Origin of the sequence: Variovorax pasteuri, from assembly GCF_051216435.1 — a bacterium.
Classification (GTDB): domain Bacteria; phylum Pseudomonadota; class Gammaproteobacteria; order Burkholderiales; family Burkholderiaceae_C; genus Variovorax.
Map to the genome: position 1 here is coordinate 1,241,093 of NZ_JBPJZS010000001.1, position 17,866 is coordinate 1,258,958.

14 protein-coding genes are annotated in these 17,866 nt (G+C 69.9%); 1 reads left to right on the forward strand and 13 read right to left on the reverse strand.

The annotated features are described in order from the left end of the window. The first annotated feature begins 46 nt into the window (after nt 1-46). Complete coding sequence (locus ACSFBM_RS05870; protein ID WP_435483528.1) at nt 47-403, forward strand: YgiW/YdeI family stress tolerance OB fold protein; 357 nt, start codon at nt 47-49, stop codon at nt 401-403. Here ACSFBM_RS05870 and ACSFBM_RS05875 read toward each other — a convergent pair. From ACSFBM_RS05875 to ribH, 13 genes are all read right to left on the reverse strand, one after another. Then, nucleotides 378-5,636: an AAA domain-containing protein gene (locus tag ACSFBM_RS05875; protein ID WP_435483529.1), complete on the reverse strand. Its 5,259-nt coding sequence runs from the start codon at nt 5,634-5,636 to the stop codon at nt 378-380. The two genes, ACSFBM_RS05870 and ACSFBM_RS05875, sit on opposite strands and share 26 nt — an antisense overlap. After that, nucleotides 5,633-6,862, reverse strand: coding sequence for a SprT-like domain-containing protein (locus ACSFBM_RS05880; RefSeq protein ID WP_435483530.1), 1,230 nt, complete (start codon nt 6,860-6,862; stop codon nt 5,633-5,635). The genes ACSFBM_RS05875 and ACSFBM_RS05880 overlap by 4 nt, the downstream gene beginning before the upstream one ends. A 92-nt stretch (nt 6,863-6,954) precedes the next feature. After that, nucleotides 6,955-9,495: a TonB-dependent siderophore receptor gene (locus ACSFBM_RS05885; protein WP_435483531.1), complete on the reverse strand. Its 2,541-nt coding sequence runs from the start codon at nt 9,493-9,495 to the stop codon at nt 6,955-6,957. 88 nt (nt 9,496-9,583) lie between these two features. Next, complete coding sequence (locus ACSFBM_RS05890) at nt 9,584-10,636, reverse strand: FecR domain-containing protein (RefSeq protein ID WP_435483532.1); 1,053 nt, start codon at nt 10,634-10,636, stop codon at nt 9,584-9,586. Then, the gene (locus ACSFBM_RS05895) at nt 10,612-11,124 is read right to left on the reverse strand and encodes a sigma-70 family RNA polymerase sigma factor (protein ID WP_435483533.1); all 513 of its coding nucleotides are present in this window, start codon (nt 11,122-11,124) and stop codon (nt 10,612-10,614) included. Before ACSFBM_RS05895 ends, ACSFBM_RS05890 begins: the two co-directional genes overlap by 25 nt. A gap of 102 nt (nt 11,125-11,226) precedes the next feature. Continuing rightward, on the reverse strand, nt 11,227-12,957 hold the full coding sequence (locus ACSFBM_RS05900) for a peptidoglycan D,D-transpeptidase FtsI family protein (protein WP_435483534.1): 1,731 nt from the start codon (nt 12,955-12,957) through the stop codon (nt 11,227-11,229). 97 nt (nt 12,958-13,054) lie between these two features. Further along, on the reverse strand, nt 13,055-14,020 hold the full coding sequence (gene tolA, locus ACSFBM_RS05905) for a cell envelope integrity protein TolA (RefSeq protein WP_435483535.1): 966 nt from the start codon (nt 14,018-14,020) through the stop codon (nt 13,055-13,057). A 3-nt stretch (nt 14,021-14,023) separates the two neighbouring features. Continuing rightward, nucleotides 14,024-14,461: a biopolymer transporter ExbD gene (locus ACSFBM_RS05910; RefSeq protein ID WP_435483536.1), complete on the reverse strand. Its 438-nt coding sequence runs from the start codon at nt 14,459-14,461 to the stop codon at nt 14,024-14,026. 15 nt (nt 14,462-14,476) lie between these two features. Continuing rightward, a complete protein-coding gene (tolQ, locus tag ACSFBM_RS05915) occupies nt 14,477-15,196 on the reverse strand; it encodes a protein TolQ (RefSeq protein ID WP_435435797.1) in 720 nt (239 codons plus the stop codon). Next, nucleotides 15,193-15,651 (reverse strand): tol-pal system-associated acyl-CoA thioesterase, encoded by a 459-nt coding sequence (gene ybgC / locus ACSFBM_RS05920; protein WP_435483537.1) that lies wholly within the window; start codon nt 15,649-15,651, stop codon nt 15,193-15,195. Before ybgC ends, tolQ begins: the two co-directional genes overlap by 4 nt. Further along, a complete protein-coding gene (locus ACSFBM_RS05925; protein ID WP_435483538.1) occupies nt 15,648-16,853 on the reverse strand; it encodes a pyridoxal phosphate-dependent aminotransferase in 1,206 nt (401 codons plus the stop codon). The genes ybgC and ACSFBM_RS05925 overlap by 4 nt, the downstream gene beginning before the upstream one ends. Continuing rightward, nucleotides 16,850-17,404, reverse strand: coding sequence for a transcription antitermination factor NusB (gene nusB, locus ACSFBM_RS05930; RefSeq protein ID WP_435435800.1), 555 nt, complete (start codon nt 17,402-17,404; stop codon nt 16,850-16,852). The genes ACSFBM_RS05925 and nusB overlap by 4 nt, the downstream gene beginning before the upstream one ends. Continuing rightward, nucleotides 17,401-17,865 carry a 6,7-dimethyl-8-ribityllumazine synthase gene (gene ribH / locus ACSFBM_RS05935; RefSeq protein ID WP_435483539.1) on the reverse strand — a complete coding sequence of 155 codons (465 nt, stop codon included), beginning with the start codon at nt 17,863-17,865 and terminating at the stop codon, nt 17,401-17,403. The genes nusB and ribH overlap by 4 nt, the downstream gene beginning before the upstream one ends. Nucleotide 17,866 lies beyond the last annotated feature (1 nt).

The window sequence follows — 17,866 nt, forward strand, 5'->3', positions numbered from 1 at the left end:
GATCCTTCCTGTCTTTGCAATCCCGAAGTTCAAGGAGGAACTCGCCATGAAGAAATCAACCCTCGCATGCACGCTGGCCTTGGCGCTGGCGCTGCCCTTCGCCGCCTCGGCACAGTACGTCGGCCCGAGCTCGGTGCCGGCCATGACCGTGAAGCAATTGCTCGACACCGGCAAGGACGACCAGCACGCCACGCTGCGCGGCTTCATCGTCTCGCACGACGGCGGTGAGCACTACACCTTCGCCGACGACTCCGGCCGCATGAAGGTGGAGATCGACGCCAAGCATTTCCCGCCCGGCGTGAAGATCGACGACAAGGTGCGGGTCGAAGTCAGCGGCGAGTTCGACAAGGACCTCGTCGGCAAGGCCGAACTCGACGTCAAGCGCCTGAGCGTGGTGCGCTGACCCTGGCTTTCTCCAAGGCCTGCTCGACCTGCTCGAGCACGGCCTCGGGCGCATGCAGCCAGTCCTTGGCCAGCACCTGCATCACCTGCCAGCCGAAGGCATCGAGGATGCGGGGTCGCGACACATAGCGCTCCAGCACGTTGCGGTTCTCGTAGTGCGTGGCGGTGTCCACCAGGATGCCCAGCGCATAGTGCGTGCTGCCGTCCACGCGCACCGCCAGGTCGCAGCGAAAGCGTGACTGGCCCACCTGTTCGTCGACCGCATGGCCGCGTGCGCGCAGCGCCGCGGCGAGCTGCACCGTGACATCGTCCGCGCGCCCGTGCCGCGCCACCGGGCTCGCGCCGCGCGTGAGCGGGTTCATGCCTTCGAGCACGCGCCGCGCGGTGTCCGCATCGCCGCGCGACAGGCACTCCGCATAGCGCAGGAAGTTCTTCAGCGCCGCCGCGCCCTCGTTGTGGTCGTTGGTGATCGCCTCGTGGCTAATGGTCGAGACCACCGCCATGTGGTGCTTGGCGCGGCTGAAGATCACGTTGAGCCGCTTCTCTCCGCCGCGCTGGTTGATGGGGCCGAAGTTCATCAGCATGCGGCCCTCGGGGTTGGGGCCGTAGCAGATGCTCAGCAGGATGATGTCGCGTTCGTCGCCCTGCACGTTCTCCAGGTTCTTGATGAACAGGCCGCAGAACTGGTCGTCTTCCTCGCGCACGTACTCGGCTTCGAGCCGGGCCGCGAAGTCGGTGTCGGCCGCACCCAGCGCGTTGAGCTCGTCCTCGATCTCGCCTTGCTGCGCCTCCGAGAACGCCACGATGCCCAGGCTGCGCCCGGTTTCGCGCCGGAGCAGCTCGCGCACCAGCTGCGCGATGTGGCGCGCCTCGCCGTCGTTGATGCGGTTCTCGTACACCGCGTCGGTCACGCGGTGGAAGCTGATGGCGCGCGAGAGCAGGGCATCGACGTGCGCAGCCACCGATTCGTTCGACGGGCTGCGCGACTGCACGAGAATTTCGCCGCGCTCCGGCGCGGGCAGGCTGCGGTCCGGAATGGTGTAGAGGTTGCCGGCGTAGAAGGCCGCGTTCGAGAAGCCGATGAGCGACTCGTAGCGGCTGCGGTAGTGCCAGGCCAGCAGCGTGGCCGGCAGGTTGCGCGCGCCTTGGTTGAGCAGGCTGTCGGCGTCGAGCACGACCGCGATGCGGTCGCCTTCGCCGCTGTCATCGCCGTCATCGCTGTCCCCGCCGTGTACCGACACGGTGTCGTCCTCGGGGTCGCGGCTGGACGAGAAGAAGCTGGTCGGCGGCAGTTGCATCTCGTCGCCCACCACGATGATCTGCGGCGCGCGGTACAGCGCGGGCACGGCTTCTTCCACCGGGATCTGGCTGGCCTCGTCGAAGATGACCACGTCGAACAGGTCGGCCGCGAGCGGCAGCGTGTCGGACACCGACAGCGGGCTCATGAGCCAGATGGGCTTCATGTCGCGCACCACGCGGCCGGTGTCGCCGCTGGCCAGCTCGCGGATGGCCTTGTAGCGCATCGTCTTGCCGAACTCGTGCTCCAGCTCGCGGCGGCCCGCGTTGTAGCTCTTCTTGAAGAGCTTGCCGTCGGCGTCCAGCTGGCTGGCGGGCAGGGCGCTTTTCTGCACATGGTCGCGGAAACGCTGGCGCACCGCGGCGGCCAGCGTGCGCGCGTTGCGCTCCAGCAGCTGGCGCTCGGCGTCTCCCAGGCGCTGCGCATGGCGCGCGAGCGCGGCGCCGTCGAAGCGCGGCAGCCAGCGCTCGGTGCGGTACACGCGCTCCAGGCCTTCGCGCGCCACGGCGAACTCGATGGCGTCGGGTGGCAGCGGCAGTGTGCGCAGCGCGGCGGCCACGGCGGGGTCGGCATCGGCCAGTTCCTGCAGCGGCACGATCACGCCGGGCAGGGCATCGGCCTGCTCGCGCAGCGTGCGGGCCAGCGCTTCGAGCGCGTTCAGGGGCTGCGCGCCGGCGTCCTGGAGCAGGTCGCGCCACAGGGCGTCGAGGGTGTCGGTGCGCGCGCCGGCCGCGGCGAGTTTCTCGACGCTGCGGCTGGCGCCGGTCGCGGCTTCCGTGCGCAGGTGCACCTGGAACGCCGCGCGCAGGCTGGTGCTGTCGTCGATGCTGCGCATCTCCTGCAACTGCTGCGCAAAGGCTTCGGGGTCGGTGCAGCCGTAGCCGGACTCGATCTGCGCAAGCTGCTTGTGCAGCGCGGCGCGAGCGCCGTGCTCGGCCAGCAGTTCCTCGAGCACCTGGCTGGGCTGTGGGCGCACCGCATGCGCTGCGAAGTCGTAGCGGCGCTTCAGTTCACCGGACAACCGCCACCACGACGGCTGCAGCCAGCGCAGCAGCGAGCCCTGTTGCGCGCGCGCCTGTGCGAGGCCGGCCTCGGTGTCGCCGGGCGAGAGCTTGTCGCGCCAGTGGCCGGAGCGCTGCAGCGCGGCGTCGAGGGCCTGCTGCAGGCTGCGGCGCTCGGCCAAGGCCGTGGTCCACGCCAGGCTGCTCGGGTGTGCGGCGTCGAGCAGCGTGAGCTGCCCGCGCGCGGCCAGCGCAGCCACGCGGCGCGCGTCGGCCACCACGGCCAGCGCATCGCGCCACAGCGCCTGGTCGTCGGCCAGCGGCGGCCATGCGTCAACGAGCGCCTCGCGGCATGCGCCGCTCTGGTCGATGGCGCGCTCGCTGAGTTCGACCAGCCGCGCGAGCGGCTTCTCCTGCTTCAGCAGCGAGGGCGCCAGCTGCGCGAACACGTGCTGCGCCAGGCTGGGCGCGCCCAGGCTTTCGGTCACGGCCAGGTGCAGCCGCGACACCAGCTCCGCATGCTGGCGCCATGCCGAGAAGGCGGGCAGGGCTTCGGCCTGCAGCGGCGTGAGCGCGGGGTCGTCGGCCTTCAGCGCGATGAGCCGCGCCACCAGTTCGCGCAGCGTCACGGCGATGTGCGCGGGCACGTCTCGCATGGCGGCGTCGAAGCGTTCCAGCGCGCGCAGGTCGAGGTCCATGGCGTCGAGCACCTTGGTGCGCTCGGCCGACTCCTGCGCGAGCGCCTCGGGCGCTTCCAGCCATTGCTCGTAGGTCTTGCGCAGGTTCTGCACGAAGGCCTTCTTGTCGCCCTGCGAGTCGTGGATCATGCAGCAGAGCTCGTCCAGCCCCTGCTGCCGCAGGCGGTGGAACACCACGTCGATGGCGGCCCGTTTCTCGCAGACGAACAGCACGCGCTGGCCTCGGCCCACGTAGTCGGCAATCAGGTTGGTGATGGTCTGCGACTTGCCCGTGCCCGGCGGGCCTTGAATGATGTAGCTGGTGCCGGTGCGCGCCAGCGCGACGGCGGCGGTTTGCGTGGCGTCGCCTTGCACCACCGGCCACTGGGCGGCCAGCGGCAGGGCGGGCGGCGCCTCGGCATCGACCTGGCGCGGCTGCAGCGAGAACACGCGGTCGAAGGCCTCGCTCGCGATGTCGCTTTCGGCCAGGCCCGAATAGTCGCGCACCAGCGACATCTTGCGGTGGTTGAAGTTGCCCAGCGTCACGGCCGTGAGGTCGATGTCCCACTGGTACGGGTTGCCGGTGCTCTCGCGCAGCTGCAGCGTGGTGCGTTCGGTTTCTTCCGCCACGGAGGCGGCCATCTGCGGGGCGCGCGGCTGCGGGCGGGCGCCGACGGCGTCGCGCACCGGCAGGGGCACCGGACGCACGCGCGCATGAAAGAGCTGCAGGCCGAGCGGGCGGAAGTCGTCCTGCGCGTAGCTGAAATCTTGTGCGGCCACCGGCACCGCGGACGCCGTGCGCACGCGCGCGCGGCGCTTGAACTGTTCGAGCCGCTGGCGCGCGCGCTGGTGGATCACCGCGATTTCGGGCTGCTTCACCAGCCGCAGCTGCACGCCGGGCTCGCTCTGCGCAATCTGCGCCGAGAGCTGGGCGTGGAACTGCTCGATGGAGGTTTCGCGCAGGTCCACCGTCTCGGGCAGCACGATGCCGTAGAGCTGGCGCAGGTGGTGCCGCAGCGTGGGGTTGACCTGCGCCTCGCTCGTGGCGGCTTCGAGCAGGTACTGGTCGCGCACGCCCTTCTTGCGCGAGAGTTCGACCGGCAGCATCAGCAGCGGCGAGGCGATGCGCTCGGCCTGCTCGGCGCCGCCGGCAGCCCCTTCCTTCAGGTTGTGCCAGCGCAGGAAGGCGATGACCAGCGACATCTGCGAGAAGCCGTACTCCGAGCGGTCGCGCCGCGCCTCCTGCAGGATGCGGTCGAGCGCGCCGGGCAGGTAGGGCTGGTCCTCGAAGCGCAGCCAGCGCGCCAGCGGCACGGGGTCGCAGCTGGCGATGTCGGCGGCGAAGCGGCCGTCCCACACGCAGAGCTGGTCGACACGGATGCTGTGCATGTCGACCACCAGCGGCACGCTGGCAATGGTGAGGTTCACATGCGCCTGCGTCGGCTTGAAGTACAGCAGGCGGTTGCGCCGCGACAGGTCGAACAGGCGGTCGCGCAGGTGCAGCTGGATGGCCTGGCGGCGCTGGCTGGCGCCGTTCTTCGCGGGGGCGATGCGGTCCAGCCCCAGCCCGAGGTTCAGGTCCAGCGGCTGGTCGCGGTAGGTTTCGAGCCGGCGGATCACCGAGGGCAGGTCGCGCGCGCGCTCGTGACGGTCGAGCGCGGTCATCTCGAAGATCACGGCGGCCACCACCGGATGCAGGCGGCGGTTCAGTTCGAACAGGTTGCCCCGGTGCGCGGCGAAGCGTGTCAGCTCTTCGCCGATGGTGAAGTCCAGCCCGCAAGAGAGGCTGGCCAGCACCTGGCCCAGGCACAGGATGTCGCCGAGGGCGTCGTGGTGCGCCAGGCGCAGCTCCCACGCGGCGTAGCCGGGCAGGTACGCAGGGCGCGTGGGCACGGCGTCGGGCCCGGCATCGGCCATGACCGCGAGGTTTTCCACCGAGAGGCCGTCGTCGGCATCGATGGTGACGCGCGCTTCGCCCACCACGCGCAGCACCGACGCGGCGGGCTGCTCCAGCGGTGCGATGGCTTCGAGGTTGCGGCGCGGGTCCGCGCCCTCGGGGTGCGCGAGCACCAGCGCTGGCGCATCGGTCACGCGGTAGGCGAACACGTTGCCGAGCGCGGCGACCTTGCCTTGCTCGTGCAGCACGGAAACTTCGCGCAGCAGCGGCAGCACGAGCTTGAGCACGTCGTCGGTCTGCAGGCCGCCGTGGGCATCGGCGGTGTCCAGCAGCTGCAGAAGGGGAGCGGGGGCGGTGGTCATGCGGCGGCGGCCTGCTGGTGTTGGGTGGAGGCCTTGTCGAGCAGGGCGGTGGCGTCGCGCTTCACGCGCGTGAGGCTGCGCTTGGGAAAGCGCAGGTCTTTCACCACGCGCTGTTCGAGCGGCTCGGCGCAGCCCAGCGCTTCGGCCAGGCCGAGCGCGGCGGCGAGCGTGACGTCGTCGAGCTCGGGGTCGGCCGCGACGAAGTCGACCAGCACGCTGGCCAGGTAGTCGTGCAGCCCGGCGGGCACCGGCTCGGGCGGCGGCATGGCCGACGCGGGCGGCGCGAAGTCGGGAAAGAAGCGGCGCGCATGCGCGAGCAGCGGCTCCGACTGCAGGTACGCACGCTGCAGCAACTGCGCGATGGCGCCGCGCGTGAGCGCACCCACGCGCTGCTGGCCGAGCATGTCGAGCGTGCCCAGGTCGAGCGGGCCTTCGAGCGCGGTGGCCAGCCAGTCTTCGGCGTCGTGCTGGCGCTCGGTCCACAGGCGCATGGCGCGGGCGCGCACGAACACCTCCGGGTGGCTGGTGCCGCGCGTCTGCGTGGCCGGGTCGGCGCAGATCTCCTCGGCCTGCGCCAGGTAGCTTTCGACATTGACCTGCGTGAGGCCGGTCTCGATCTTGATGAGCGCGCTCACCGCGGGCTCGAGCGCGCCGCAGGCCACGCAGCCGCCGCGGTCGGCGAAGGCCTCGGTGTACAGCGCGTAGCGCCGCGCGGCGTGCAGGTGGCTCGCATCGGCACGCGGGTCGGCCGAGGCGGCGTGCAGCAATCGATCGACCACGTGGTACTTGCCGCCGTCGCGCGCCCACAGCAGGTAGTGCGCGAGTTCGTGGCCCAGCACGGCCTGCAGTTCGGGTCCCTGCAGGCGCTCCAGCAACGGGCCCGAGAGCACGATGTGCGCCTCGCCCGGCACGAAGTGGATCGCGGCATTCATCGCGCCGTCGCGCGCTTGGTAGAGCGTGATGCTCGCCGTGACGCCCAGGCGCTGCGCCGCGAGCCGGGCGTGCGCGTGCAGCTCGGGATGCGCCGTCGCGTCGAGCCGGTACGAGTTGCGCAGCAGTTCGGCGCGCACCGAGGCAGCGTGTTCCTCGCGTGCCTCGGCCGAGGCGGCCCAGCGCCAGACCTCGGGCTCTTGCGCCTGCAGGTGCGCGGCCAGGGCCTGCTGGTACGGCAGCGGGGTCAGGTCTTCGAGGCGGACGGCGGGTGTGGATGCGGAGGTGTCGACCATGTCTGGAGCGCCGGTAACAGTGAGTTGCCGACGATCCTAAACGAGCGGCCCACGCCCTCCGTTCCCCGCCTTGTCCTTGCCGCGCCCTGCACCTACCAGCTGTAGCCGGCCGTCACGTACACGCTGCGGCGCTCGCCGTAGTAGCAGCCGGTGGACGAGAGGCAGGTGGCCACGTAGGTCTTGTCGGCCACGTTGGCCACATTCAGCGCCAGGCGCACGCCCTTCCATGCGGGCCGCACGCGGCCCAGGTCCCAGCGCACCGCCGCGTCGAACAGCGTCACGCCCGGAATGCGGAACTGGTTGGCGTTGTCGCCGTAGGTGGCGCTGGTATGGCGCACGCCGCCGCCCACGGTCAGGCCGGCCAGCGCTTCGTTCTGGAAGGCGTACTCCAGCCAGAAGGCGGCCTGGCGCTGCGGCACGTAGGCGAAGCGGTTGCCCTGGATGCTGACGCCGGCCGCGTTCGGGTTGGCGCGCGTCACGCGGCTGTCGGTGTAGGCATAGGAGGCGATGGCGTCCAGCCCCTTGAGCACCTGGCCGCGCGCCTCGAGCTCCAGCCCGCGCACGCGCACTTCGCCGGTCTGCTCGCTGAACGAGCGGCTCTGCGGGTCGGGCGTGAGCACGTTCTGCTGCGTGAGTTCGTACGCCGCCGCGGTCAGCAGGGCCTTGGAGCCCGCGGGCTGGTATTTCACGCCCACCTCGGTCTGCTTGCCGGTGGTCGGCTGGAACACGTTGCCCAGGCGGTCGGTGCCGGCCGCGGGCTGGAACGAGGTGGAGTAGCTCAGGTACGGCACCACGCCGTTGTCGAAGCTGTACATCAGCGCGGCGCGGCCGGTGAACTTGCCGTCGCGCTGGTCGGCGGTGGCCAGGCGGCGCGGCGTCATGGTGAGCGTGCGGGTGTCCGTGATGGCGCGGTCCTGCCGCCCGGCGAGCACCAGGCTCCAGCGATTCCAGTGCATCTGGTCCTGCAGGTAGAAGCCGCTCTGGCGGCGCCGCTGTTCGATGTGCGTGGCCACCGAGGGCACCTGGCCGCTGTCGCGCCCGTACACCGGCAGGTAGGCGTTGAACGGCGTGGTGATGATGCGCAGGTTGGTCTCGTCGAACGAAGATTTCTCGTCGGAATAGTCCACGCCCACCAGGGCGGTGTGGCGCACCGGGCCGGTCGTGAAGTCGGCCTGCACCTGGGTGTCGACCGTCATGAGCTTGGCGGTCTCGGGAAAGGCCCACGCATAGCGCAGCAGCGACGACGGGTTGCAGGCGGCCAGGCAGAAGGCCTGCACGCGCTGCGTGTACGCGTCGACCTTGCCGTAGCGCAGGTTCTGGCGCAGCGTGAAGGTGTCGTTCAGCTTGTGCTCGGCCTCGTAGCCGACGAAGTGCTGGCGGTTGTTGAAGCGGTCGTAGCCGGGCTCGCCGACGAAGGCGCGCGTGGGCAGCGCGGCGTAGCGGCTGGTGTCCAGCGTGCCGGCCGAAGGCAGCGCGGGCGCGCCGCCGCCGCCGGGCGAATCGAGCGTCTGCCAGTGGGCCATCAGCGTGATGCGGGTGGCGTCCGAAGGGCGGAAGGTGAGCGACGGGGCGAAGTAGCTCTTCTTCTCCGACACGTAGTCGTAGGCGGTATTGGCTTCGCGGTGCAGGCCGACCAGGCGGTAGCTCCACACGCCGTCGTCGTCGATGGCGCCGCCGAAGTCGAAGGCCGTCTGCCGGCGGTTGTGGCTGCCGAGCTGCACTTCGACCTGGCGCACGGTTTCCAGCGTCGGGCGCTTGCTCACCATGTTCACCAGGCCGCCGGGCGTCGACTGGCCGTAGAGAACGGAGGACGGTCCCTTCACCACTTCCACGCGCTCCAGCCCCCAGGGCTCGATGCGCGGCTGCGAGTAGCCGCGCGCGCCGAAGGGCAGGCGCAGGTTGTCGAGGTAGCGCGCCGGCGGCGTGAAGCCGCGCAGCGTGAGCCAGTCCAGCCGCAGGTCGGTGTTGCCGTACTGCGCGACGATGCCGGGCGTGTAGCGCAGGCTCTCGACCAGCGTGGTGGCGCCTTGCGAATCCATCTGGTCGCGCGTGACCACCGAGACGGACTGCGGGGTTTCCAGCAGCGGGGTGTCGGTCTTGGTGCCGCCGGTGCTGCGTTGCGCCACGAAGCCCTTGCCCGGGCCCTTGCCGCTTTCTTCTTCCGCGTTGGCGGTGACGGTCACCGGCGCGAGCGAGCCCGCGCGCTGGCCCGTGACGCGCACTTCCGACAAGGTCTCGGAGGTCTGGCCGCGCTGCAGCGCATACACGTTGCCCGCGCCGCGCACGGCCTGCAGCCCGGTGCCGGCCAACGCCATGGCAAAGCCTTCGTCGACCGTGAAGCGGCCGCGCACGCCGGAGCCGTTCAGGCCGGCGGTCATGGCCGCGTCGCTCGACAGCAGCACGCCGGCCTGGCTCGCGAACTGGCTCAGCACGGTGCCCAGCGGGCCGGCGGGAATGGCGTAGTCGCGCGACGCGGCGGGCTGGGGCTGCGCCTGTGCCATGGCGGGCAGGGCCTGCACCGCGGCGACCACGGGCAGCAAGGCCGCCGCGCCACGCAGCGCCCGCGCTAGCTGCCGGTTGGTGCGTGGACGGGAGGGGCGGGAAGAAGGGCGGTTCGGCAAGGGCGCGGGCATGGCGGCTTTCGGGCAAAAAGGAGGTTGGTACTTGTCTTGCCAACCGGCGCCGCCAAAAGGGAACCCGCCCGCCGAAAAAATTCTTGAATCAGCGCTTCGGCGCGTCCGGCGCCGCCTCGACCACCGTCCACCACGGCGTCGGCCGGCGCACGCGCACCGGCAGCGTGGCCTGCAGCGCCGAAAGAATGCGCTCGGTGTCGGCCAGCGGGTAGGCGCCCACGATGCGCAGGTCGGCCACCTCGGGCGCGCAGCCCAGGTAGCCCGGCCGGTAGCGGGCCAGCTCGGCGATGAAGTCGCCCAGGCGCATGCCGTCGGCCACGAGCATGCCGCGCGTCCAGTCTTCGGCGTAGCCCGCCACGGGCTCGGGGGCCTCGACGCGGTCGGCAAAGAGGCGGGCCTGCTGCCCGGCCACCAGCGTGAGCGACTCGCCGCCCTCGCTCGGGCGCGAGGCGACGGCGCCTTCGAACACCGCGAGCCGCACCGCGCCGCCTTCTTCGTGCCGCACCGCGAAGCGGGTGCCCAGCGCGGTCAACCGGCCCTGCGGCACGTCGACGACGAGCGGGCGGAAGGGGTTCACGGGGCTGGCGTCGTCGTGCCCGCTGGTGACCAGCACTTCACCCTTGTAGAGCACGATGCGGCGCAGGCTCGGCGAGAAGTCGACGTCGAGTGCGGTGGCGGTGTTGAGCCACAGGCGGCTGCCGTCGGCCAGCACGAGCTCGCGCCGCTCGCCGGTGTCGGTGCGGTGGGCGGCGACCCAGCCTTGCCAGGGCAGGTGGCGCGAAGCCATCCAGCCCGCGATGCCCGCCACCGGCAGCAGCGCCAGTGCGCGCAGCACCGAGCGCCGCCGGCCGGCCGTGGCCGTGCCGCGTTCGAGCGCCCTGCGCGCCGGCAGGCCGGACAGCGCCCTGAACTCGCCCGAGATGCTTTCCACGCGGTGCCATGCGGCGCGCTGGCGCGGGCCGGCATCGAGCCACGACTGCCAGCGGCGGCGGTCGGCGTCGCTCACGGCGGTGTCGTGCAGCACGGCGAACCATTCGGCGGCCTGTTGCAGGTCTTCGAAGGCCGGTGCCTGGGACGGTGCGGGTACCGCGTCGTGCGGCGGGAGGCCCAGGCTCCTCATGAATTCGTCAGCAGCAGGCATTGCAGCATGGCCTGTGCCATGTATTTCTTGACCATGCGCTGCGACACCTTCAGCTGCGCGGCGATCTCGGCGTAGCCCAGACCGTCGAGCTGTGCCAGCAGGAAGGCGGTGCGCGCCTTGGGGTTGAGCCTGTCCAGCATGGCGTCGATGCGGCACAGCGTTTCCAGCGCCAGCACCCGTTCCTCGGGGGAGGGCGCGAGCGGTTCGGGCAACACGGCCACGGCCTCGAGCCAGGCGCGTTCGATGTCTTGGCGGCGCCAGTGGTTCACCACCACGCCATGCGCCAGCGTGCGCAGGAAGGCGCGCGGCTCGTTCAGCACCTGCGCGTCGCGCGACACCATCAGGCGCACGAAGGTGTCGTGGGCAAGGTCGGCCGCGCACGACGCGCCGCCCAGCCGCCGGCGGAACCAGCCCAGCAGCCAGCCATGGTGTTCGCGGTAGATCGCATCGATGGATGCCGGCTCGGACGGAAGCGGAAGGACGGACACGGGACGGCGGCGGAACGCGCGAAGATGAGAATAGTTCGCATTCTATCCATCTGCCTACGTTCGATCTACTGCGGGCCACATCGGCCCGCCCTGCTGCCGCGCTCAGTGCGCCATCGGCGCCACAGCCAGGTCCGGCACCACGTTCAGGATGCGCAGCGTCTGCTGCACCACCTGGCTGAACACCGGCGCGGCCACCAGGCCGCCGAAATACTTGCCCGCGCCGGGCTCGTCGATCATCACCGCGACGATGATGCGCGGCTTGTCGATGGGCGACATGCCGGTGTACCAGGCGCGGTACTTGTTGCTCGCATAGCCCTTGCCGACCTGCTTGTGCGCGGTGCCGGTCTTGCCACCCACCGAGTAGCCCTGGGTCTGCGCGAGCGGCGCGGTGCCGCCGGGCGCGGCGGCCAGATGCATCATCTGGCGCACCTCGCTGGCCACCAGCGGCGAGAACACCTGCACACCGACCGGCTCCTCGCCGGTGTTCTTCAAGAGGCTCACCGGAATCACCTCGCCGTCGTGCGCGAAGGCGGTGTAGGCGTGCGCGATCTGGAACAGCGACGCCGACAGGCCGTAGCCGTACGACATGGTGGCCTGCTCGATGGGCCGCCACGACTTCCACGGCCGCAGCCGCCCCGTGACCGCGCCGGGGAAGGGCGTCTGCGGCTTCTGGCCGATGCCCACGGCGGTGAGCGAGTTCCACATCTCCTGCGCCGACATGCGCTGCGAGATCTTGGTGGCGCCGACGTTGCTCGATTTCTGGATCACGCCCTGCACCGTCAGCACGCCGAAGTTCTCGTCGTCGTGGATGGTCGCGCCCGACACGGTGATGCGCCCCGGGTTGGTGTCGATGATGGTGTTGGGCGTGACACGGCCCAGCTGCAGCGCGGTGGCGACGGTGATCGGCTTCATGGTCGAGCCGGGCTCGAACACGTCGGTCATGGCGCGGTTGCGCAGCTGCTCGCCGGTGAGGGCGTGGCGGTCGTTGGGGTCGTAGCTCGGGTAGTTGGCCATGGCCAGCAGCTCGCCCGTGCGGGCGTCGACCACCACCACGCTGCCCGCGCGCGCCTTGTTGGCGACCACGGCGTCGCGGATCTTCTCGTACGCCACGAACTGCACGCGGTCGTCGATGCTCAGCTGGATGTCGTGGCCGGCGGTGGGCGGCACCTGGTCCTCGGTGTCCTCCACGATGTGGCCCAGCCGGTCCTTCAGCACATGGCGCGAGCCCGACTTGCCGGCCAGCTCGTTGTTGAACGCGAGCTCCACGCCCTCCTGGCCGATGTCCTCCACGTTGGTGAAGCCGGCCAGGTGCGCCGCCGCCTCGCCCTCGGGGTACTGGCGCCGGTAGTCGCGGCGCAGGTAGACGCCCTTGATGCCGAGCGCGGCCACCTGCTTGGCAATGGGCTCGTCGACCTGGCGCTTGAGCCAGACGAAGCTCTTGTCTTCGTCCTCGAGCTTCTTGTCGATGTCCTTCAGCGGCATGCCGAGCAGCTTGGCGGCCTGCTTGAGCTTTTCCTGCGTGGCGGGGTCGTCGCGCTCGATGTCTTCCGGAATGGCCCAGATGCTGGGCGCCGGCATGTCGGAGGCCAGGATCAGCCCGTTGCGGTCCAGGATGCGCCCGCGGTTGGCCGGCAGCTCCAGCGTGCGCTGGTAGCGCACTTCGCCCTGGTGCTGGAAGAAGTCGTTGTTGAAGATCTGGACATAGGCGGCGCGGCCGGCCAGCAGCAGGAAGCCGAAGGCGATGCTGGCCACGATGAACTTGCTGCGCCACACGGGAGTGGGGCTGGCGAGCAGTGGACTGCTGCCGTAGCGGATGCGGCCGTTGGGATTCATGAGCCCTGATTATCGAGTTCCGGGTGACGTGCAAGTCACCCGGAAGGGCCTCGTTTTCTTAGCTGCGCGTTAGACGCGAGCCAGACGCGCGCAGAGATCAGCGCTTGGGGCGCAGCGACACGATCAGCGACGGGAAGATGCGCCCGTCGGTGTCGCGCGGCAGCTTGTCGGTCTTGCGCAGGCCGCGCTCGGCCGCGTCGTCCCAGCCCGGCAGGCCGCTCGACTTGCTCAGCTTCACGCCGACGATGGTGCCGTCGGGCGCCAGGCTCACCTCGAACTCCGCGGCCGGATTGCCGTTGACGGTATCGGCATCGGGGAATGTGATGTTCGGCCGCACGGCGGCGGCGATGCGACCGGCATAGCCGCTGGACGGCCCGGACGTGCGCATGGCCGTGCCCTTCGCGTCGTCGGCGCCGCTGGCGCCCGCAAGGCCCTGCATGCGCTTGAGCGTGGCGGCACGGTCGGCCGCGGCCTGCTTCGCGGCGGCCTCGGCCTTCTTGGCTTCGGCCTGCTTGGCCTCGGCTTCCTGCTGCTTCTTCTGGTCGGCGAGCTTCTTCTGCTGCTGCTCCTTCAACTGCGCCTGCTTCTTGTCGGCCTCGTCCTCCGCGCGCTGCCTGGCTTCGAGCTCCTTCTTCTTTTGCTCCTGCTGCTTTTCGAGCTCGCGCTGCTTCAGTTCCTTTTGCTCCTTGAGCTTCTTCTCACGCTCCAGGGCAATGTCGGGCGCTTTGGGCGCGGGAGCGGGATCGGGCGCCTTGGCCACCGGGGGCGGAGGAGGCGGCGGCGGCGCTGGCGTTGGCGCCGGTGTGGGAGCAGGTGCGGGCGGTGGCGGCGTGGGAACCGGGGCGGGCGCCTGCGGTGCCTGCAGGCGAGGCGCGGCCTGCTGCACCGTGGACGACCACAGCTCCGCATCGACAGCGCCTTCGTCGGCCTCGCTTTTCCAGCGCACGCCCCAGGTGAGCGCGGCGATCAGCAGGCCGTGCGCAATGAGGGCCAGCACGATGGCGCGCGGCGTGCCGCGCTGCGGCGGCGGCGCGAACTCGGGGCGATCCAGTGCGAGCGACATGCCTTATTTGCCGCCCGTGGTCGTGACCGACAGGCCCACGCGCTCGACGCCGCTGCGCTTGAGCTGGTTCATGGCCTTGACCACGGTCTCGTACTTCACCGACTTGTCGGCGCTGATGACCACCGGACGGTCGTTGTCGCCGCCCTGGGCCTGCTTGGCCACGGCGCCGATCTGGGTCATGGGGATCGACGTGCCGCCGGTGCCGGTGGACGGGTCTTTCTTGATCTGCACCTCGTCGTCGCTCTTGATGACGATCTCGATGGGCTTGTCCGGCTGCTTGTTGGCGCGGTCGACCGTGGGCAGGTTGATCACGCTCGGCGTGATGAGCGGGGCGGTGACCATGAAGATGATCAGCAGCACCAGCATCACGTCGATGAACGGGACCATGTTGATCTCGTTGATCGTGCGGCGTCCTCGGCCCCGGGATGAAACGGCGGGCATGCGTTGCGCCTCCGCTCAGCGGTTGGCCGGAGCCACCGACGACGCGCCGCCCGCGCCCGGGTTGGACGACAGGTTGCGCTGCAGGATGTTGGAGAACTCCTCGATGTAGGTCTCCAGGGCGATGGCGATCTTGTCGATCTCGCGGGCGAAGCGGTTGTAGCCGACCACCGCCGGAATGGCGGCGAACAGGCCGATCGCCGTGGCCACCAGCGCCTCGGCGATGCCGGGGGCCACGGTGGCCAGCGTCACCTGCGTGAGCGCGGCCAGGCCGGTGAAGGCATGCATGATCCCCCAGACCGTGCCGAACAGCCCGACATACGGGGACACCGAGCCCACGGTCGCCAGGAACGAGAGGTTCTGTTCGGCCGCGTCCAGCTCGCGCTGGAAGCTTGCGCGCATGGCGCGGCGGGCGCCGTCGAGCAGCGTGGGGGCGTCGGTGACGTGGCGCTCGCGCAGCTTTTGATATTCGCGCATGCCCGAGGCGAAGATGCGCTCCATGGGGCCGGCGAACTTGGCGTTCTGCGCGGCCGAGGCGAACAGTTCGTTCAGGCTGGTGCCCGACCAGAACTCACGCTCGAAGTCGTCGTTCAGTGCGCGCATGCGGCGCAGCGAGAAGTACTTGCGGATGATCGCTGCCCAGCTGGCGATCGAGACGATCACCAGCAGCAGCACGACCAGCTGCACCACGAAGCTCGCGTGGAGCAGGAGATTGATGATGGAAAGATCTTGGTTCATGGCTTGATAGGTTGAGTCATGGAGCCGCTGTAGCGCTCGAGGGTTCCCGTGACTTGTTTCGGTATGCGCGCTGGACGCAACGTGGCGGCATCCACCCAGCCGATGCGGATCGTGCCTTCGCACAGCAAGACAGGCGCCTCGGCACGTGTTCGCTCTTGCTCTGTTTTTGATAGCACGCGCTGACCGATTATCAACGACGCAGTGCCCAATTGTTGGAGATCGGCTGTAACCAGCAGTTCGTCGTCGAGCCGGGAAGGGCGGTGGTACTTGAGCTGCGTTTCGCTCACCACGAACTGGCCGCCTGTGTCCTCGCGCAGCCTGCGCTGCTCGATGCCCAGGGAGCGCAGCCACTCGGTGCGGGCGCGCTCCATGAACTTCAGGTAGTTGGCATAGAACACGATGCCGCCGGCATCGGTGTCTTCCCAGTAGACGCGGATCGGGAACGCGTAGCTCATTGCGCCTTGTGGTCAGCCCGGTCGGCCATGGCGCGCAGGCGCTCGATGGCTTCCCGCAGGTGCGCCATCGAACTGGCGGTGGAAAAGCGCACGAACTTCGCGGTTTCGGCCGTGCCGAAGTCACGCCCCGGCGTGATGGCGACGTGGGCGCGCTTCATGGTCTCGAAGGCGAAGTCCCAGCTGCCCGAGATGCCCAGCTTTTCAGCGAAGCCCGTGCAGTCGGCCCAGGCGTAGAAGGCGCCGTCGGGCACCACGGGCACGTTCAGGCCCAGTGCGTCGAGTTGCGGAATGAACCAGTCGCGGCGCGCCTTGAACTCGGCGCGGCGGCGTTCGTACTCGGCAATGCTGGCGTCCTCGAAGCAGGCCAGCGCCGCATGCTGCGACACCGTGCTCGCGCAGATGAAGAGGTTCTGCGCCAGGCGCTCGACCACCGGCACCAGCGCCTCGGGCACCACCAGCCAGCCCAGGCGCCAGCCGGTCATGTTGAAGTACTTGCTGAAGCTGTTGATGCTGATGACGTTGTCGTCGATGGCCAGCGCGGTCTGCCCGAAGGCGTCGTCGTACGACAGGCCGAGGTAGATCTCGTCGATCAGCGTGATGCCTCCGCGCTGCGACACCACCTCGTGGATGCGGCGCAGCTCGTCGGGCGCGATCGAGGTGCCGGTCGGGTTCGACGGCGACGCGAGCAGCACGCCGCGGGTCTTGTCGGTCCATGCCGCCTTCACCTTGTCGGCGGTGAGCTGGAAGCGCTCTTCGGCCGTGGTCGGCACCAGCACCGCCTTGCCGTCCGCCGCGCTCACGAAATGGCGGTTGCACGGATAGCTGGGGTCGGGCATGAGGATCTCGTCGCCCGATTCGATCAGCGCCAGGCAGGCCAGCTGCAGCGCGGCCGAGGCACCGGCGGTGACGACGATGCGCCGTGCCGGCACATCCACATTGAAGCGCTGGCGATACCAGCCGCTGATGCGTTCGCGCAGGAGGTCCAGGCCGGTGGCCTGCGTGTACTGCGTGGCACCAGCGCGCACGGCGCGCAGGGCGGCTTCCTGCACCAGCGGCGGGGCGGTGAAGTCGGGCTCGCCGATGTTCAGGAAGATCATCGGCCGGTCGGTGTGGGCGACCTCGCGCGCCAGGGCGCCGGCCGCCTTGGCCACCTCCATCACGTAGAACGGCTCGATGCGCTGGGCGCGCGTCGAGATCCTCACGGGCGTGCCTTGCCCGACGCGCGGTCGGTTTCCACTTCGAGGGGACGCAGCTGCGGCGCCAGGCCGTTGAGCACGGCGTTCACGTACTTGTGGCCGTCGGTGCCGCCGAATTCCTTGGCGAGTTCGATGCACTCGTTGAGCACCACGCGCCAGGGCACGTCAAGGCAGTTCTGGAACTCGTACACGCCGATCCACATCACGGCGTGCTCCACGGGCGAGATCTCCTCGAACTTGCGGTCCAGCAGCGGGCGGATCAGCGCGTCGAGCTGCTCGGCGCCTTCGATCGAGCCGTGCAGCAGCGCGTCGTAGTGCGCGGCGTCGGCCTTGTGGAAGCCCGCGAGGTCGCGCGTGAAATGGTCGATGTCCGTCGGGTCGTTGCGGCCCACCAGGTGCTGGTAGAGCGCCTGCAGCGCGAACTCGCGCGCGCGGCTGCGGTTGGACTTGGCCGAAGCCTTGCGCGCACCCGTGCTGGTGAGGCCGACGCGCGACTGGCGCGGCTTGTCGCCTGCGGCGGTGACGGGCTTGAGGGGCTTGGAGGTGTCGTCGGTCATGAAAGGGTGGCCAGCAGTCGCGCCATTTCGACCGCCACGCGGGCCGCGTCGCGGCCCTTGTCGGTCTGGCGGGCAACGGCTTGCTCTAGGTTCTCGGTGGTGATGATCGCGTTGGCGATGGGCAACTTGTAGTCGAGCGAGACGCGGCTCACGCTCGCACCCGATTCGTTGGCCACCAGCTCGAAGTGGTAGGTCTCGCCGCGGATGATGCAGCCCAGCGCCACGAGCGCGTGGTAGCCGCCGCGCTCGGCCAGCGCCTGCAGGGCGATCGGCACTTCGAGCGCGCCGGGCACGTGCAGGTGGTGAATGTCGGATGCGCTCACGCCGAGCGACTCGAGCTCCGCGAGGCAGGCCGCGGCCAGCGCATCGGTGATGTCGGCATTGAAGCGCGCCTGCACGATGCCGATGCGCAGCCCTTTTCCGTCGAGCGGCTTGCTCTCGCCCTTGTTTGCACCTTGCATG

Bases quoted from the DNA above. Each gene is read 5' to 3' on its own strand.
- nusB (WP_435435800.1), bottom strand. From the start codon at position 17,404: ATGACCGACGACACCTCCAAGCCCCTCAAGCCCGTCACCGCCGCAGGC.
- ACSFBM_RS05900 (WP_435483534.1), bottom strand. From the start codon at position 12,957: ATGAATCCCAACGGCCGCATCCGCTACGGCAGCAGTCCACTGCTCGCC.
- ACSFBM_RS05890 (WP_435483532.1), bottom strand. From the start codon at position 10,636: ATGCCTGCTGCTGACGAATTCATGAGGAGCCTGGGCCTCCCGCCGCAC.
- tolA (WP_435483535.1), bottom strand. From the start codon at position 14,020: ATGTCGCTCGCACTGGATCGCCCCGAGTTCGCGCCGCCGCCGCAGCGC.
- ACSFBM_RS05870 (WP_435483528.1), top strand. From the start codon at position 47: ATGAAGAAATCAACCCTCGCATGCACGCTGGCCTTGGCGCTGGCGCTG.
- ybgC (WP_435483537.1), bottom strand. From the start codon at position 15,651: ATGAGCTACGCGTTCCCGATCCGCGTCTACTGGGAAGACACCGATGCC.
- ribH (WP_435483539.1), bottom strand. From the start codon at position 17,865: ATGCAAGGTGCAAACAAGGGCGAGAGCAAGCCGCTCGACGGAAAAGGG.
- ACSFBM_RS05880 (WP_435483530.1), bottom strand. From the start codon at position 6,862: ATGGTCGACACCTCCGCATCCACACCCGCCGTCCGCCTCGAAGACCTG.
- ACSFBM_RS05885 (WP_435483531.1), bottom strand. From the start codon at position 9,495: ATGCCCGCGCCCTTGCCGAACCGCCCTTCTTCCCGCCCCTCCCGTCCA.
- tolQ (WP_435435797.1), bottom strand. From the start codon at position 15,196: ATGAACCAAGATCTTTCCATCATCAATCTCCTGCTCCACGCGAGCTTC.
- ACSFBM_RS05875 (WP_435483529.1), bottom strand. From the start codon at position 5,636: ATGACCACCGCCCCCGCTCCCCTTCTGCAGCTGCTGGACACCGCCGAT.
- ACSFBM_RS05910 (WP_435483536.1), bottom strand. From the start codon at position 14,461: ATGCCCGCCGTTTCATCCCGGGGCCGAGGACGCCGCACGATCAACGAG.